This window comes from Sphaerisporangium perillae (genome assembly GCF_023276435.1).
Lineage (GTDB): Bacteria > Actinomycetota > Actinomycetes > Streptosporangiales > Streptosporangiaceae > Sphaerisporangium > Sphaerisporangium perillae.
Genome location: NZ_JALLPO010000002.1, coordinates 80209 through 96844 on the forward strand (window position 1 = coordinate 80209; position 16636 = coordinate 96844).

Here is a 16636-nt window from a genome sequence, read left to right on the forward strand (position 1 = left end):
AATAAATGACAATGTCGGCAATGAACATCAGCGGATCCGGCGACGACGGGCGCGAGCGCATGGGCCGCGCCGCAGCGCGCTGGGTCGTCTCGGCTGCTCGCGGGGGCGGGGAGAAGCTGCGGGCGATGACCCCCAACACCCTGCTCGCCCTGCTCGCCGCCGCCGCGTTCACCGACATCCTCACGCCGGGCGGCGCCTTGCTCCCGGCCGTCACCGGGCTGCTGAGCGGAATGGGCGGCAACTACCTGTCGGGGCTGCTGGAGCGTACGGCGGAACGCTTGCGCGCCCGGCCCGCGGAATCGCCGGACGCCGTCACCGCTGAACTGGCCGCCGAGTTGCTGGCGGCGCTCCAGGGCCAGGACGCCATCGCGCGCGAGGTCCGAGCCGAACTGGCCGAGATCATCGGGCGCGTCGACATGGTCGCGGCAGCGGTGGACGAGGCACTGCGCACACACTCCAAGGACGTCGTCGGCGCAGTCGTCGGCGCCTTCGCCGGGCTGGAACGGGAATTCCAGGAATTCGCCTTCCTGCTGGGTAGCATCCACCAGGAGTCACGGCGCATCGCCGCGGACATGGCGGCGATCAGGACCGAGCAGCATCAGAGCACCATCATGCTCCGCCACGAGCAGGACCAGCGCCGCCACCACTACGCCCTGCTCTCCGGCCTGTACGAGCTGGCCGCCGACCTGGAGCAGCGCACCAGAAAGGGCGGGCGGCTGGCCCTGCCCGCTCCCGAGACATCCCCGTACCGCGGGCTCTACCCCTTCGACGAGACGCACGCGGCCTACTTCCACGGCCGCGAGGCGTTGACCGGCGACCTGTGCGCGGCGGTCGCCGACCGGCTCGCGATCCCTTCACCGCTCATCGTCTCGGGGGCCTCGGGGGCGGGAAAGTCCTCCCTGCTGCGCGCGGGCCTGCTGCCGGCCCTGTCCCGGGGCACGCTGCCGGTGCCCGGCGCCGTGCACTGGCCGACCATGGTGCTCACGCCCACGGCGGAGCCGCTGCGCGAGCTGGCACTACGCCTGGCCGTGCTGCACTCTCCCGGTACGGCGCCGGCCGCGCACCGAGCCCTCATCGCCGACCCCGCCCAGGCTCCCCTCCTGGTACGGCAGGCCGTGGCGGGCCATGCAGAACGCCTTGGCATGGACGGGAACAAGCACCGGCTCGTCCTGGTCGCCGACCAGTTCGAGGAGGTGTTCACACTGGCCTCGGCGGATCAGCGAGCCGCGTACGTGACCGCCCTCGACGCCCTCGCCAACAGCGGTGAGGCCATAGTGGTCATCGGCGTACGCGGCGACATGTGGGCGAGATGCGCCGAACATCCGGAACTGGCGGCCGCTATCCAAGACGGCCAGTTCGTCGTTACCCCCATGACCGAGGCGGACCTGGCCGCCGCCATCACGGGCCCGGCCGCCGTGGCCGGCCTCAGCGTGGCGGATGGACTGGTGGAGGCGGTGCTGCGCGACCTCGGCGCCGGCCGGGTCACCATAGGCACGCCCGAGGAAGGCGTGTTGCCGCTGCTGTCCCAGGCCATGTTGCGCACCTGGGAAGCGCGGGAGGGCTCGGTCCTGACGGTGCGGGCGTACGAGAGCGCCGGCGGCGTGCGCGACGCCGTGCGGAGAAGCGCGGAGGAGGCCTACGACACGCTGAACGGGCAGCAGGCGCAGATGGTCCGGCCGCTCATGCGAGCGCTCACCCTGGTCACCATCGACGGCGAACTGGTGCGCAGGCCCACCGACCTCCTGACCATACGGAACGCGCTCGGCCCCGACACCGACGCGATCGTCTCGCCCTTCGTGGCCAGCCGCCTGATCGTACTGGAACACGACAGTGTCACGATCGCGCACGACACGCTGCTGCGGGCCTGGCCCCGCCTGCGCACCTGGAGCCAGGAGGATCAAGCCGACCGCGTGGCCCGCCTCCGGCTCACTGAGCACGCCCGCGAATGGGCCGCCGCCGGGCGTGACGCCGCCTTGTTGTATCGGAGCGGGCGACTGCAGGCGGCAAAGGAAATGGCGGTGAGCGATCCGCTGGAGCAGGAGTTCCTGCAAGCGGCGTACCGGCAGGAGCGCCGGGGTGTCCGGGTCCGCCGCACCGTCACCGCGGCGCTGGCGATCCTGCTCACCCTAACCACCGGGGCCGCCGTCGCGTTGGTCCAAGCCAACCAACGCACCGTGCGCCAGCGCGATCTGGCCGTCGCCCGGCAGCTCATCGCCGACAGCCAGGTCATGGGCGAACGCGACCCCGTGCTCGCCCGACTGCTCGCGCTGGCCGCCACCGAAATCTCCCCCGGCCTGCCGGAGGCCCGGGTCAACCTGCGCCAGGCCCAGGCGCGACCCGCCATCCGAGCGGCCCCTACGGCGGCGGGCAGCACGGTGGCGCTGGGCTTCGACGGAGGCACACCGATCGTGGCCGAGTCGGCGGGGCCGGGCGTGGTCGGTGTCCGGGAACTGCTCACCGGCCGGACGGTGCGCACGCTCCGGACCCCGCACGGCAGCGCACTGGACGCCATGGCGTTCAGCACGGACGGCAGGTACCTCGCCACCGGCGCCGAAGGGCAGGTGCTCGTCTGGGACCTCGGCACCGGCCGCCAGGTGTCCGAACTGGAGGCACTGCATTTCGTGATCAAGGCGCTGGCCTTCAGCCCCGAGGGGACCAAGGTCGCGATCAACGACGGCAGTGTCGGCATCTGGAACCGGACCGGCGGACGGCGCCTGATGCAGTTCTCCGACTTCGACGAGAAATCCCCGCAGTTCGTCCACCGCGACCCTGACCTGGCCACGCTCGACCTGCTCGCCTACCATCCGAGCGGACGCATGCTGGCCACCACCGCACAACACGCCTCCTTCATACAGGTGTGGAACGTCGGCGAGGACACCCCCACCGCCCGAAAGCTGCCCGTCGCCGGCGCCGGGGCGCTCGCGTTCAGCCCGGACGGCGATCTGCTGGCCATCGGGCTCTCCGATGGCGCAGTCCAGCTGCGGCGGGTCGCCACGGGCAAGGCCGAGGGCACGCCCCTGCGGGGACACACCGCAGCGGTCACGGCGCTGGCTTTCAGCTCCGACGGCCGTACGTTGGCCAGCACCTCACAGGACGGGACCGTACGCCTCTGGGAGACGAGCACGGGCACCCCGCTGATCAGCCAGCTCGCCGACCTGGCCGACCATGTGGCCTTCGACCCGCGAGGGAACATGCTGGCCGCAGCCGGTGACCGGACCCGCGCCTGGGACCTCCGGCTGCTGCGGGAGTCCGCCGCCGTGAAGCTGCCCCAGCAGGTCGACCGACTGGCCCCGGCCGCGGACGACACGTTGCTCGCGGGCCAGCGAGAGCGCGTAGGCATGTGGACGCCGGGCACCCCGTCCAGCGCGGTGACCTGGATCGACGGGACCACCTTCGCCGCCAGCGGGCACCTGGCCGCCGTCGGCGGCGACGAGCACAGCGAACTGTGGGACCTCGCCTCCCGCCCACCCCGCCGGGTCGGCACCTTCGCCCAGGCGGCGGACGCGATCGCCATCGGGCCGCCGGGGACATTCGTCGCCATCGCCGACCAGAACCACATCAGGCTGTGGGACCCCGCGACCGGCCGGCAACTGGGCGGCCCGTTGGAAGGACACCGGGACGCCGTCCGGGCCATGGCCTTCACCCGGGACGGGGCGTCGCTGGTGAGCTTGGCCTCCGACCAGACCCTGCGCGTCTGGGACACCGCCGCCCGCAGTGAGGCCGTACCCCCGGTCGCCGTCGGCGACTACCTCACCGGCGCCATGGCACTCGCCCCCGGCGGAGACGCCGTGATTGCGGTGAAAAACCTGGCCCGAACCTGGGATACGACCACCGGCCGGGCACGCGACGGCGCATTCACCGGACACACCGCCGCCATCTCAGCGCTCGCCGTCAGCCCCGACGGCGGCACCCTCGCCACGGCGAGCGGCGACGGCACCACCCGGCTGTGGGACATGGCCTCGCGGACCCAACTGGGAGCTTCCCTTGCCGGAACCGAGATCACCGCCCTCACCTTCACCGGGGACGGCGCCCGGCTGGCGGCGGGCAGCGCCGACGGCACCATCAAGACGTGGGACGTCTCGGGACTCACGGGCGACCCGGCGGCAGGCGTGTGCGCGGCGGCGGGGCGATCCTTGACCACCACCGAGTGGGACCGATACCTGCCGGACCTGCCCTATCGCGACCTCTGCGGCATCGGCGGATGACCCAAGCGTGATCCTTGCTCGAGGGTCAAGGGATCCCCGCCCGGTACCTGCCCAACATCGCCCCGCCTCGGGCGAGTCCCCTGCTAGGGGTCCCCGTAGTACTCGCCGAAAATCGGGCGGATATGGCGCTGACCAGCGATGATCCGACCGGGCAGGCGGCACGATCACCGGGTGGTCATGCGGTCTGCGAGTTCGTCGGCGCTGGGTGTCCAGGTACCGTGCTGGGCCTCGATGCCGTCGAGTCGGCGCTGGGTGCCTTCTTTGCTGGGCTTGAGGTAGCGCTGGAGGGTGCGGCGGTCTTCGTGGCCGGAGAGGTTCATCAGGTCGGCTTCGGTGGCGCCGTCCTCGCCGGCGTGGGTGAGTCGGGAGTGGCGCAGGTCGTGCAGATTCCAGCCGTCGGTGGCGGCGCCGAGGTGGCGTTCGGCGGTGCGGTAGGTCATGCGCCGGCGGCGGCCGGCCGGGTCGACGTCACGTACGGGCGCGGTGCCGTCGTCAGGGGCGATGCGCGCGGACAGGAAGATCGGCCCGCGGGTGCGGCGGCCGAGGAGCTGGCCGAGCATCCGGGCGGTGCGGATGTCGTAGAGCAGCTCGTCGGTTTTGCCGCCTTTGCGGATGGTGCGTGCGCGGCGGTTGGCGCGGTCGAGGTCTTCGACGTTCAGGCGCAGGACTTCCTCGGCGCGGGCGGCGGTGGAGTAGAGCATCGCCCACAGCGTCCGGTCTTCCAGCGGGCGGCGTTTGTCGGCGATGAGCCGGTCGATCCGCTCGCGACTGCGGACGCGGGTGTCGTCCGGCCTGGGCTGGTGCTCTCGGTCCAGGCCGTGCAGTACCGCGGCCGGGTCGCCGATCCAGCCTTGGTCGTGGAAGTAGGCCAGGGCGGAGGCGACGGCAGCCCGCTTGGCGTTGAACGTCGACGGCGCCGCGCCGCCCCACGCGCCGCGGATGTTGGTGTGCAGCTGGTCTCGGCCGACGCTGGCGAGCTCGCCGAGGTGCACGATCCCGGTGAACGCGGTCCGAAGACGAGGACGACCGGGGCACGGACCTGCGGCTCCGTCGCCATCGCGATCGGCATGCTCACCGGCGCAGTTGTCGTCGGCGTCAACGGACAGCTGTGGCTGGCAGCGCTCCTCACCGGCCCCAGCCTCATCGCGCTGGCGAAGATCTTTGTTCTCCGCCGGTCGGATGCCACCGACATGAAGCAACTCCAAGCTCAGCGCGACGCTGTGACCGCGCCACCGCTGGTCTGAACCGTCGGTTAGGCGTCCTGTCCGACCTCAGCGAGGCCGCGCGGGTGCCTGACCTCGCCGAGGCGGCGTCTGGTTTGTCATCGCGGTCGGAGGCGCGCCGATGCGGCCCCTAAGTAGCAGGCGCCGAGAAACAACGCTTAGCCGTGCTGGCCCCACCTCGACATCGAGGGTGTGCCCGACCCGGAACACGTTCCCTGGATCGACCCCGACCCATCCGGCCTGGCGAACGGCCCGGTGTCAGCGGCTTCACCGATCAGAAATCCTCCGCCACGTCGTCAGTTCTGTTAGCCCTCGCACCGGTGGAAGGATTGATGACCATGACCGACACCAGACCGCTGGGCGCCGACGAGGCCACGTTCCTCGCGGCGGTCCGCTCAGGCGACACGGCGCGGTTCGCACTCATCACGGAGCGCCACCGGCGTGAGCTGCAGGTGCACTGCTACCGGATGCTCGCGAACTACGAGGATGCCCAGGACCTGACGCAGGAGACGTTCCTGCGAGCGTGGAACAAGCGGGAGTCGTTCAAGGGCCACGCGGCCCTGCGGACCTGGCTGTACCGAATCGCGACGAACGCCTGCCTCGACTTCCTGGAGAAGCGCAACGACCGCACACCCGTACCGTCCGAGCTGCCGGACCCCGGCTCCGAGGTGCTGTACCTGCAGCCCTACCCCGACCGGATGCTCCCCGAGGACCCGCAGGAATCGGTGGTGGCGCGGGAGACGATCGAGCTGGCGTTCATCGTCGCCGTCCAGCACCTGCCGCCGCGGCAGCGGGCGGTGTTCATCCTGCGCGACGTCCTCGGCTGGCCGGCGTCGAAGGCCGCCGACGCCCTCGAGCTGACCGTCGCATCGGTGACCAGCGCACTGCAGCGGGCGCGTGTGACGATGCGCGAGCAGCTGCCCGACCGCCGCCTCGACTGGCGGAGCCCCGCCACCCACGAGCTGTCGAATGACGAGCGGGGCGTGGTGAAGTCGTATATCGACGCCCATGAGCGCAACGACCTGGACGGGCTGATGTCCCTGCTGCGCGACGACCTGCGCTTCGCGATGCTGCCCGAGCCGGGAACCTCGGTCATCACGGCCAAGGACGCGGTGGACGGCTGGGTCTCCGGTGGGCTCTTCCAGCGCGGCCACGACGACTGGCGCTGTATCACCACGACGGTCAACCGCATGCCTGCCGCCGCGCTGTACCTCCGCACCCCCGACGACCCGGAGTACCGGCTATTTACCATCGCGGTCCTGCACATCGTCGACGGGAAGGTCGCCGAGCTCACCGGATTCGACGCCACCGACAAACCATGGCTGGGCCTGCCCCCGACACTGTAATCAGAGGAGTCCCCATCGTCGACGAGTCCGGCGCACGGGCCGCCGTCACCGAAGTCACCGCGGAATGAGCACCCCGACCAGCTGAACACCAACGCGACAACGCGAACACCACCGCCCCGCCGGCGTTGCCGGCGGGGCATCTTCATGCCCGAAGAACATCGTCACAATCAACGATGCCGTTGCCCTCATCTCCAGCAAGTCGGTCAACAGCTCACTCGGAACGCAAGGAAGGGCCCGGGGAAGGTTCCCTCATAGCCGAGGGTCACGGTGAGCACGCCAGGAAGGATTTCGACCTGGCCTCACGAGCCCAGGATCTGGCCTCACGAGCCGAGCATCTGGCCCGTGCTCATCGCCTCGTCTCGTATCGGGTCAGCACCACGCCGCCGGGAAACGTCCGCGTCTCCACCAGGTTCAGGTTCACCCAGCTGTCCAGGGCCGTGAAGAACGGCGTGCCGCCGCCCACCAGGACCGGGTGGGTGACCAGCACGTACTCGTCGATCAGCCCGGCCCGCATGGCCGCCCCGGCGAGCGTGGCGCCGCCGATGTCCATCGGGCCGCCGTCCTCGGCCTTGAGCCGGGTGATCTCGGCGACCGCGTCGCCGGTGACCAGGCGGGTGTTCCAGTCGACCGTGCTGGTCGTCGAAGAGAACACCACCTTCGGCATGTCCCGCCAGCGGCGGGCGTACTCGATCTCCGCCGGGGTAGCGCCGGGCTGCTGGTCGGCGGTCGGCCAGTGGGAGCTCATCGTCTCCCACAGTTTGCGCCCGTACAGCGCCAGGCCGGTCGCCCCCACCCGGTCGGACCACCACTGGAACAGCTCGTCGCTCGGTACGCTCCAGCCGAGGTCGTCGCCGGGCGCGGCGATGTAGCCGTCCAGGCTCAGGCTCATGCCGAAGATCAGTTTCCGCATCGTGCCAGCCTCTCGTGAGTCGATCTCACACGTACAGACGGGCACGGCGCGGAAACCTAATCGGTGCGCGATCTGCGTCCGCAGGTAGTCCTCGCGTTCCGGACTCGGCACGGCGTACTCGGCTGGGCTCGAGCACTACCCACCCGGATCTCGACTTCACCCTCGTACGGGCAGCGGCGCACCCATGGCCAGCTCTCCCCGACCGCTGCTGCCGTCTGCCCGGACGGGAAGGCCTTCCACGGCCACCTGCAACAGAGGCTGTCCACTTTCGCAGAGGCGTTGCGGTAGCGCTCGACGCGCTCGCTGCGCGAGCAGGAGTGTGAGCGATCTGGGTCCCCGAACGCCTGATCACACAGCTATAGCGCCAGCCAGGCCCCCTCACCGCGCTGGAGATCGCCAACCAGTTCCCGACGCTGGGCATCTCGCTCGGCAACCAGCGGCCGCACGTGCCCGGCAAGATCCGCGAGTACCTACCTCTAGGCCGGGTCGGCGAGGTATCGGGCGGCGTAGATGGTGCGCCGCAATGCCCCGTACTCCTTGAGCGCTGCGGCGAGCGCGTTCTGCGCTCGTCGGCGGCCGCAGCCAGCGCGCGGTCGGGGTCGGCGGGTTTGCCGACCAGCTGGCAGAACTCCGCGCGCTGGTCGACCCACTTGTCCGGTGTGAGCAGGTAGGCGGCCGGGTCGGAGTAACGACGCGAGCCCGGCACGAACACGTCCCCGCTGCGCAGCCCATCGCGCAGCGCCAGCAGGGTGCACAGCTCCCAGTAGTGCCGGTAGGCGCTGGTGTTGCCAGACTTCGCCGCGGTCTCGAGGTAGCCGCGCCACCGCGCGGGCACGAACCCGTCCGGGGCATCGGCTGGGACCCGGCGAGCGCCGGTGGCGTTGAGCTCGCGCAGGTTCTCCAACGCCTCCAGCAACCCGGCCGAGGCGGTGCCACCGGCGAACCGCACCGCCGCAAGTACCTGCGGCATCTGCGTCGCCAAGAACGACCTCCCGCCAGACCCACAGATTCCCAGCTCAGAAGCCTACCCAGCCATATCCGCCCGATTTTCGGCGAGTACTACGGGGACCCCTCCCTGCAGGGAGGGACGGTGTCACTCTTGCAGAGCACTTTCGCGGTGGACGCCGGCCCGGCATGCGCAGGCCTCGAGTACGACATCGATGGAGGACGGATATGTCGGTTCTTGGCACCCCCTGTCGCCGTCGCCGTGGCGCGGGTGATGCAGGGCCTCACCACGGTCGCCTTGGGCGCGGTCACCGGCGCAAGGGGGTCGTGTTCCCGGAGTTTCCCGGGGACACGCAGGGCATCACGATCCCGACGTCGATCGCGCCGGCACGGGCGGTCGTCTACCGTCCCGCCGGCCAGGACCCGAGCCCGCCGGTGCACGTCAACTTCCACGGCGGCGGATTCGTCATGCGGGGGGTGCAGCTCGACGACCCGCTGTGCCAGTATCTCGGCGCCGTGCCGGCCAAGGACAAGCGCTCGGTCCAGTCATCGGAGCCGGTCGCTGACTGACGCAAGCGCCGTCCGTCGCGCGGCGAACGTGGTGTTGGCGCTCACCTAGCGACCTCACGGCACGGCGGGGGTCAGCCGGCGAGTCTGCCGGGGGGCCGGGCTGGGGTGGCGTGCTCGGCGCAGGTGGCCGCCAGGGCGTCCAGGGAGATGCCGAGGGCCTTGGCCAGGGCGGAGACGGTGAAGAAGGCGGGCGTCGGGATCCTGCCGGTCTCGATCTTCCGCAGCGTTTCGGCGGAGATCCCGGCCGCGATGGCGACCTCGGCCATGGGCCGCTCGCCGCGTGCCTGGCGGAGCAGGGAGCCGAGCTGCTCGCCGCGCCGGCGTTCGGGTCCGGTCAAGGGGATGCGCACCATGCCGTCCATAGTACCGTGATAATAATACCGGTATAGTTATTGGAGGTCATGGGCGATGGTGGAGATCAAGACCGATGGAGAGCTGCAGGCGATGCGCGAGGCCGGGCGGGTGGTGGCCCGCGCGCTGGCCGCGGTCCGCGAGCAGGCCGTCGCTGGGGCGCGCCTGACCGATCTGGACGAGACGGCCCGCACGGTCATCCACGAGGCCGGCGCCACTCCGCCGTTCCTCAACTACAAGCCCCCCTTCGCGCCCACGCCCTTCCCCGCCTCCATCTGCGTGTCGGTGAACCACGTGGTCGTGCACGGCATCCCCGGCACCTACCGGCTACGCGACGGCGACCTGGTCAGCGTCGACTGCGGCGCCCATCTGGACGGCTGGACCGGCGACGCCGCGGACAGCTTCACCGTCGGCCGTGCCCGGCCGCAGGACACCACGCTGATCGAGGCCGCGCGGCGGGCCCTGCGGGCGGCGATCGCCGCGGCCGTCCCCGGCGGGCACATCGGCGACATCGGGCACGCGATCGGCGCGATCGGCCGGGCCGGGGCGTGCGGCATCCCCACCGACTTCGGCGGGCACGGCATCGGGCGGCGGATGCACGAGGACCCGCACGTCCCCAACCGGGGCAGGCCCGGGCGCGGCATGCGGCTGCGGCACGGCCTGGTGCTGGCGATCGAGCCGATGTTCATGGCCGGCGGCGACGACCGCTATCGCGTCGCGGCCGACGGGTGGGCGCTGCACACCTTCGACGGCAGCCGCGCGGCCCATGTCGAGCACACCGTGGCGGTCACCGAGGACGGCCCTCGCGTCCTGACCGTGCCCTGACCCCCAACCGGCACCAGCCGTCCGATGGGCAGCGACTCCCCCGGCGTCTCGTCCCGCATGCGCTCCAGCATGGACTCTCCCCCGGCGGGAGGGTCCACCCGGGGTTCACCTGCGTGCGGGGCGACGCCCGGCGGGCCGTACGATCGGGCATGTGGAAAAGCGTGAGTTGGGCAGAACGGGCAGGCAGGTCGGGGTGGTCGGCCTCGGGGCGTGGCAGCTGGGCGCCGACTGGGGCGAGGTCGGCGAGGACGAGGCGCTGGCGACGCTGCACGCCGCCGTCGACGCCGGGGTGAGCTTCATCGACACCGCCGACGTGTACGGGGACGGCCGCAGCGAGCAGATCGTCGGCCGGCTGCTGAAGGAGCGGCCCGGGCTGACGGTGGCCACCAAGATGGGCCGCCGGGTGCCGCAGGAGCCCACCGCCTACACCCTGGACAACTTCCGGGCCTGGAACGACCGGTCACGGCGCAACCTCGGCGTCGACACCCTGGACCTGGTGCAGCTGCACTGCCCGCCGACCGCCGTCTACAGCGACGCGGCCGTCTACGACGCCCTGGACACCCTGGTGGAGGAGGGCAGGATCGCCGCCTACGGGGTCAGCGTCGAGACCTGCGAGGAGGCGCTCACCGCGATCGCGCGGCCGGGCGTCGCCACGGTGCAGATCATCCTGAACGCCTTCCGGCTCAAGCCGCTGGAGCGGGTCCTTCCCGCGGCGGCCGAGGCCGGGGTCGGGATCATCGCGCGGGTGCCGCTGGCCAGCGGGCTGCTGTCGGGCCGCTACGACGAGCACACCAGCTTCGCCTCCGACGACCACCGCGCCTTCAACCGGCACGGCGAGGCGTTCGACGTGGGTGAGACCTTCTCGGGCGTGGACTACACCACCGGTCTGGCGGCGGTGGAACGGCTCAAGCCGCTGGTCCCCGAAGGCATGACGACCGCCCAGTTCGCGCTGCGCTGGATCATCGACCAGCCCGGGGTCAGCGTGGTCATCCCCGGCGCCCGTAACAAGCGGCAGGCCGCAGACAACGCAGCCGCCGCGCAGCTGCCGCCGCTGCCGGAGGCGACCCACGCGGCGGTCACCGGCGTGTACGACGAGCTGATCCGCCCGCTGGTCCATCACCGCTGGTAACCCTCCCCGCCCGCTCGCCTTTGCCCGCCCTTGCGCGCCCGCTCGGCCTGCAGGCCGTCATGCCGGGGCGCGCAAGGCGCGGGTGACGGCCAGCGAGCGGTCGTGGTCGCCGAGCACCGTGACGCTGTCACAGAACTGGTCCACCGAACCCGCCGGTGACAGGCCCCGCACGCCCGGGCCGACCGTGCCCAGCAACGCGTCGGCGAAACGGCCGCCGCCGATGACCCGGAACGGCCGGTCGAAGTACCCGCGCACCGAGGGCTCCAGCGGCTCGGTGAGCCCCAGCCGGTTGTGCAACCCGGCGACCCGCTCGTAGGCCCGGCACAGGTGCTCCTCGCGTTCACGCCACCCGCGCGCCGCCAGTGCCGCGGCGAACGTCTCCCCCAGCTCCGCCGACCCGCCGAGCCGGGCGAAGGCGCTGCCCAGCCATTTGGCGTACGGCGGATAGCGGCGCCGCATGAGCAGGCACAGACGCATCAACTCCTCGACCAGGCGTGCCGTGACCAGCAGGGATCCCAGATCGTCACCCACCTCGCCGCAACGCCCCGGGAAGCTCTCCAGCTCGGCGACGCGCCGCCACTGGCAGGCCAGGATGTGGCGCCACACCTGGTCGGGATACCAGCGCAGGTTGGCCCTGGCCGCGGCGAGATCCCCCAGCCCGTCGTGGAACACCTCGCCGCTGGTCATCTCCGCAAGGCGCTGCCAGGACACTCCGAGCCAGTCGGCCGTGGTGATCTCGCCTCGCGGGTCGAACCCGAGCCGTGACCTGGCCCACTCCCCGAACCCGGTGACGACCACGCCATGGCGGACCCGGTTGCGGTCGGACCCGAAAGCGGTCGGATATCCCCCGAACCGTTCGGGCAGGGCGTCCTGCAGCCGGGCCGACAGCGGCTCGGCCTGCCCGGGTTCGACGAAGACCAGGACCCGCGGCCCCCAGTCGTGGTCGGCCGAGCGTTCGGTGTCGAAGGCCAGCACCTCCGACCCGGGGCCGATCAGGGCGGCGCCGTGCGGCACCTCGCCGATGAGCGGGCGCACCACCTCCGCGTAGAACGCGCGCGATAACTGAAGGCCCGGAACGAAACCGGGTGCGAAATCGGACATCACTTGACCACTGTGCCTCGCGGACCGGCCCGCTTCACCTGGTTTTCCCCGAGGGCCGTCCCAGGCGGTGCGGCCCCCGTCCCTGGCAGGCCACCGCTCAGCCGCGAACACCCGCCACGGCGCGCGCATGCGGCGAGGAGACACCGCATGGCACCGTATCGGCCGGTCAGCGGGACAGCAGGTCCCGAAGGGCCTTGGTGATGTCGGCGGGGGCCTCTTCGGCCATGAAGTGACCACAACTGACGGGGATGTGCCGCAGGTCAGGCGCCCAGGCGCTCCACAGCGCCGCCGCGTCGAAGCCCAGCGCGGCGCCCCAGTCCTGCTGCAGCACGGTGACCGGCATCCGCAGCCGGTTACCGGCGTCCCGGTCGGCCTGGTCGTGCTCCACGTCGATGCCGGCCGACGCGCGGTAGTCGGCCACGATCGAGGGCACCGCATCGCGGCAGGCGTCCAGGTAGGCGGCGCGGACCTCGGCGGGGATCGCCTGCGGATCGCTGGCCCAGATGTCGAGGAAGTGACCGAAGAACGCGTCCGCGCCGGCGGCGATCATCTGCTCGGGCAGGCCCGGAGGCTGGGCCATCAGATACAGGTGGAAACCGACGGCGGCGCTGGTGCCGTGCATCACCTCCCACATGTCCAGGGTCGGCAGCACGTCCAGCGAGGCCAGGTGCGTGATCTTCTCAGGGTGGTCCAGCGCGGCGCGGACGGCGACCAGGGCGCCACGGTCGTGCCCGGCCAGCGCGAAGCGCTCATGCCCCAACCGCCGGGCCAAGGCCACGATGTCGGCGGCCATGGTGCGCTTGGCGTAGGTGGCGGCGCCGGTTTCCGCGGGTTTGTCGCTGGCGCCGTAGCCGCGCAGGTCAGGGCAGATCACGGTGTGGTCGGCCGCCAGATCGGCGGCCACGTGCCGCCACATCAGATGGGTCTGCGGGAAGCCGTGCAGCAGCACGATCGGGGTGCCCGCCCCCGCGACGGCCGCGTTCAATGACACGCCGTCGGCGACAGGGACCCGCTGGTAGTCGAATCCGGCGATGACAGGCGCCATGATTCCGCCCTTTCGGTAGATGACTGGATGCCTCCAGCCTGCCGGGCGCGAATGAGCATCCGGTCAGCGCGCTACCGTGACCAGGGGCGATGCGCCGGAAAGGACGGTCAAGGGGTGCAGGTCGTGTTCGGGGTGCTGGGACCGGTGACGGCCTGGGACGCCACCGGGGAGTCGATCGCCCTGAAAGGGCCGCGGCACCGCGCGGTACTGGCCCGGCTGATCATCGCCCGCCGCCGCGTCGTCCCGGTCAACGTCCTGGTCGAAGACCTCTGGGCCGATCCGCCCCCCGGAGCGGTGAGCGCGGTGCGCACCTTCGTGGCCGCGCTGCGCCGCGCGCTGGAACCCCGGCGCCCACCCCGCACCCCCGCCCGGCTGCTGGTCACCGAAGGACCGGGGTACGCGCTGCGCGCGGAGATTGGCGCGGTGGACGCCTGGCGGTTCGAACAGGCGGTGGCCGCCGCCGCGACACTGCCCCCCGAGGACGGCCTCGCACGGCTCGGCGAGGCGCTGGGGTGGTGGCGCGGGCCCGCCTACGCCGAGTTCGCCGACCAGCCCTGGGCCCGCACCGAGCGCTCCCGCCTGGCCGAACTGCGGCTGCACGCCGTCGAACGCCACGCCGAGACCCGGCTGGCCCTCGGCCTGGCCGCCGAGGCCGTGCCGGACCTGGACGCGCACGCCGCCGGACACCCCTGGCGCGAGGACGCCTGGCGGCTGCTGGCGCTCGCCCTGTACCGCACCGGCCGCCAGGGCGACGCCCTCGCCGTCCTGCGCCGGGCGCGCACACTCCTGGTCGAGCAGCTGGGAGTGGATCCGGGCCCGCGGCTTCGCCGCCTGGAGACCGACATCCTCCACCACGCCGACCACCTCGACCTCGCGCCCGGGCCGGGCGGGGCGGCGGCCCGGGTTTGGGCGCAGACCGCCGCCGTCTACGACCGCACCGTGACCTCCGGCGCCCGGGCCCGGCTGGAGTCCACCGTGGGCCTGCTGCGCAACCTCGCGGTCACCGGCGGCACCGGCCTGGAAGCCGCCCGCCGGCACCGCCTGGCGGCCGTCACCGCGGCCGAAGAGCTGGGCGACCCGGAACTGACCGCCCGCGTGATCGGCGCCTACGACGTCCCGGCGATCTGGACCCGCTCCGACGACCCCCAGCAGGCCGCACAGGTGGTCGCGGCGGCCGAACGCACCCTGTCCCGCCTCCCGCCCGGCGGACACGAGGCGGCGCGGGCCCGCCTGCTGGCCACCATCGCCCTGGAGTCGCGCGGCACCCGTTCGGCACGCGGGCCGCAGGCCGCAGCCCAGGCCGAGGAGCTCGCCCGCCGCCTCGACGATCCCGCGCTGCTGGCGTTCGCCCTCAACGGCGTGTTCATGCAGACCTTCCACCGCGCCGGCCTGGCCCCGCACCGGGACCGGATCGGCGCCGAGCTGGTCGCCCTGTCCGCCCGGCACGGCCTGGTGACCTCCGAAGTACTCGGGCACCTCATCCGCCTCCAGGCCCGCAGCGCGCTCGCCGACTTCCCCGGCGCCGACCGGCACGCGGCCGCCGCGGACCGGCTCGCCGAGCGCCACGAGCTGCCACTGGTCGGCGTGTTCACCCAGTGGTACCGAGCCCTGCGGCTCGCCGCCTCCGAGCAGACACCCCCGTCCGGGCAGACAGCCTCGACCAGGCGGACAGCCCCGTCCGGGCGGACGCCCCCGGCCACGCAGGCGTCCCTGGCCCAGGTCGAGGCGGCCTACCGGGACGCCGCCGCGCGGCTGGACGGCGCCGGGATGCCCGGCGTGGAGCACGGCCTGCTGCCGCTCGCGCTGCTGTGCCTGCGCGTGCGGCACGCCCTGCCCGCCCCCACCGGCGAGCACACCGACTGGGGTCCCTACCGGCCATGGGCACTCCCCCTGGTGCTCCTGGCCCGCCACCGCCCCGCCGAGGCCGCCACGGCGCTGCGCGAGGTCCCCGACCCGCCCCGCGACCTGCTGTACGAGGCCCTGTGGTGCCTCACCGCCCGGGCGGCGATCGCCACCGGCGACAGGCAGATGATGGAACGCGCGCACAGCGAGCTCACCCCCGCGGCGGCGGAGCTGGCCGGAGCGGGCAGCGGCCTGCTCACCCTTGGCCCGGTCTCCCGGCACCTGGACGACCTCGCCACCGCCCTCACCCACCACGACCCCACCCTCCGCCGCACCGAGCCCGCCGACCCGAGCCGTTGAGACGCAGCCGCTCCGATCTCGGCCCCCGCCCGCACCGGACACCACCAGCCAGCCTCCATACGACTCAAATCGCACCCCCTGACCTGCGACGACACCAAGCGGCTGATCGGACCGGCAAGAACAAGACTGTTGTCCCAGCGTCTTGTGCCGCACTCTGGGTGGCCCGGCACCGCGAACCAGAAGGCAGAACCAGTGACATCTCCCGGCCACGGTCCCCGCGAGGAGATCAGGCGTGAGCAGGAGCACCTCTCCCTGCTGTACGACCGGCTCGACACCCTCCGGCGGCAGACGACAGACGGCCGAGCGGCTCGCCGCCGTACTGCGCTAAACCGGAGGCACCCCGCAGGGAGTTCGACCGAACTCAGCACCGCGCCGGTCATAACCCACAGGATCGGATCGAACGTCCGACGGGCAGTGCCGGACATGGCCACGCCGCATGTGCCGGCCTATGCGGCAACGGGCTTGAGGTGCTTCCTCTAAGTGTTGTTGTTGTTTTTTGTGGATGCGGTTTTCCGCCCCGACCAGGCGGCTTTACAAAGTAAGTTTCATTCGGATGCCTGGGCACGCTGCCGCTCGCAAGAGATGCATCATGCCGAGACGTTCGGACACGCCGATCGCCGCCGGCTTGCCCAAGTCCACCATCAGGCCGTGCTCGGCGTCGAGCACGGGTTGCGCACCGCCTCTGCGCCTCCTGGATCGGGGCCCCCTGCCGCCGACGGCCGTGGTGGCGATAGAGCGTCCGCGAGATAGCGGTGAACCGCATGATGGGCCTGTGACCTGAAAG

12 protein-coding genes are annotated in these 16636 nt (G+C 71.9%); 7 read left to right on the top strand and 5 right to left on the bottom strand.

Annotated features, from left to right (window positions below):
* Positions 1 to 11: 11 nt before the first annotated feature.
* Positions 12 to 4205 (top strand): NACHT and WD repeat domain-containing protein, encoded by a 4194-nt coding sequence (locus MYF83_RS02355; RefSeq protein ID WP_248958461.1) that lies wholly within the window; start codon positions 12 to 14, stop codon positions 4203 to 4205.
* Between the two features lie 164 nt (positions 4206 to 4369).
* Here the strand turns inward: MYF83_RS02355 and MYF83_RS02360 are convergent, their stop codons facing one another.
* Positions 4370 to 5197: a tyrosine-type recombinase/integrase gene (locus tag MYF83_RS02360; protein ID WP_248958462.1), complete on the bottom strand. Its 828-nt coding sequence runs from the start codon at positions 5195 to 5197 to the stop codon at positions 4370 to 4372.
* A gap of 75 nt (positions 5198 to 5272) precedes the next feature.
* Here MYF83_RS02360 and MYF83_RS02365 point away from each other — a divergent pair, with 75 nt between their 5' ends.
* Complete coding sequence (locus tag MYF83_RS02365) at positions 5273 to 5449, top strand: hypothetical protein (RefSeq protein ID WP_248958463.1); 177 nt, start codon at positions 5273 to 5275, stop codon at positions 5447 to 5449.
* Between the two features lie 317 nt (positions 5450 to 5766).
* Complete coding sequence (locus MYF83_RS02370) at positions 5767 to 6774, top strand: RNA polymerase subunit sigma-70 (RefSeq protein WP_248958464.1); 1008 nt, start codon at positions 5767 to 5769, stop codon at positions 6772 to 6774.
* A 346-nt stretch (positions 6775 to 7120) separates the two neighbouring features.
* Here the strand turns inward: MYF83_RS02370 and MYF83_RS02375 are convergent, their stop codons facing one another.
* Positions 7121 to 7684, bottom strand: a complete 564-nt coding sequence (locus MYF83_RS02375; RefSeq protein WP_248958465.1) for a dihydrofolate reductase family protein — start codon at positions 7682 to 7684, stop codon at positions 7121 to 7123.
* A gap of 1272 nt (positions 7685 to 8956) precedes the next feature.
* Between MYF83_RS02375 and MYF83_RS02380 the strand changes: the two genes are divergently transcribed.
* Positions 8957 to 9199, top strand: coding sequence for a hypothetical protein (locus MYF83_RS02380; RefSeq protein WP_248958466.1), 243 nt, complete (start codon positions 8957 to 8959; stop codon positions 9197 to 9199).
* A 71-nt stretch (positions 9200 to 9270) separates the two neighbouring features.
* Here the strand turns inward: MYF83_RS02380 and MYF83_RS02385 are convergent, their stop codons facing one another.
* Positions 9271 to 9552: a helix-turn-helix domain-containing protein gene (locus MYF83_RS02385; RefSeq protein WP_248958467.1), complete on the bottom strand. Its 282-nt coding sequence runs from the start codon at positions 9550 to 9552 to the stop codon at positions 9271 to 9273.
* A 55-nt stretch (positions 9553 to 9607) separates the two neighbouring features.
* Here MYF83_RS02385 and map point away from each other — a divergent pair, with 55 nt between their 5' ends.
* Both map and MYF83_RS02395 read left to right on the top strand, forming a co-directional pair.
* Positions 9608 to 10375 (top strand): type I methionyl aminopeptidase, encoded by a 768-nt coding sequence (map, locus tag MYF83_RS02390; RefSeq protein ID WP_248958468.1) that lies wholly within the window; start codon positions 9608 to 9610, stop codon positions 10373 to 10375.
* A gap of 151 nt (positions 10376 to 10526) precedes the next feature.
* Positions 10527 to 11504, top strand: coding sequence for an aldo/keto reductase (locus tag MYF83_RS02395; protein WP_248958469.1), 978 nt, complete (start codon positions 10527 to 10529; stop codon positions 11502 to 11504).
* A 57-nt stretch (positions 11505 to 11561) separates the two neighbouring features.
* On the opposite strand, the gene MYF83_RS02400 is transcribed toward MYF83_RS02395, so the two are convergent.
* On the bottom strand, positions 11562 to 12605 hold the full coding sequence (locus MYF83_RS02400) for a DUF4037 domain-containing protein (protein WP_248958470.1): 1044 nt from the start codon (positions 12603 to 12605) through the stop codon (positions 11562 to 11564).
* Between the two features lie 166 nt (positions 12606 to 12771).
* Complete coding sequence (locus MYF83_RS02405; protein ID WP_248958471.1) at positions 12772 to 13650, bottom strand: alpha/beta fold hydrolase; 879 nt, start codon at positions 13648 to 13650, stop codon at positions 12772 to 12774.
* Between the two features lie 114 nt (positions 13651 to 13764).
* Between MYF83_RS02405 and MYF83_RS02410 the strand changes: the two genes are divergently transcribed.
* Positions 13765 to 15852 (top strand): AfsR/SARP family transcriptional regulator, encoded by a 2088-nt coding sequence (locus MYF83_RS02410; RefSeq protein ID WP_248958472.1) that lies wholly within the window; start codon positions 13765 to 13767, stop codon positions 15850 to 15852.
* Positions 15853 to 16636 lie beyond the last annotated feature (784 nt).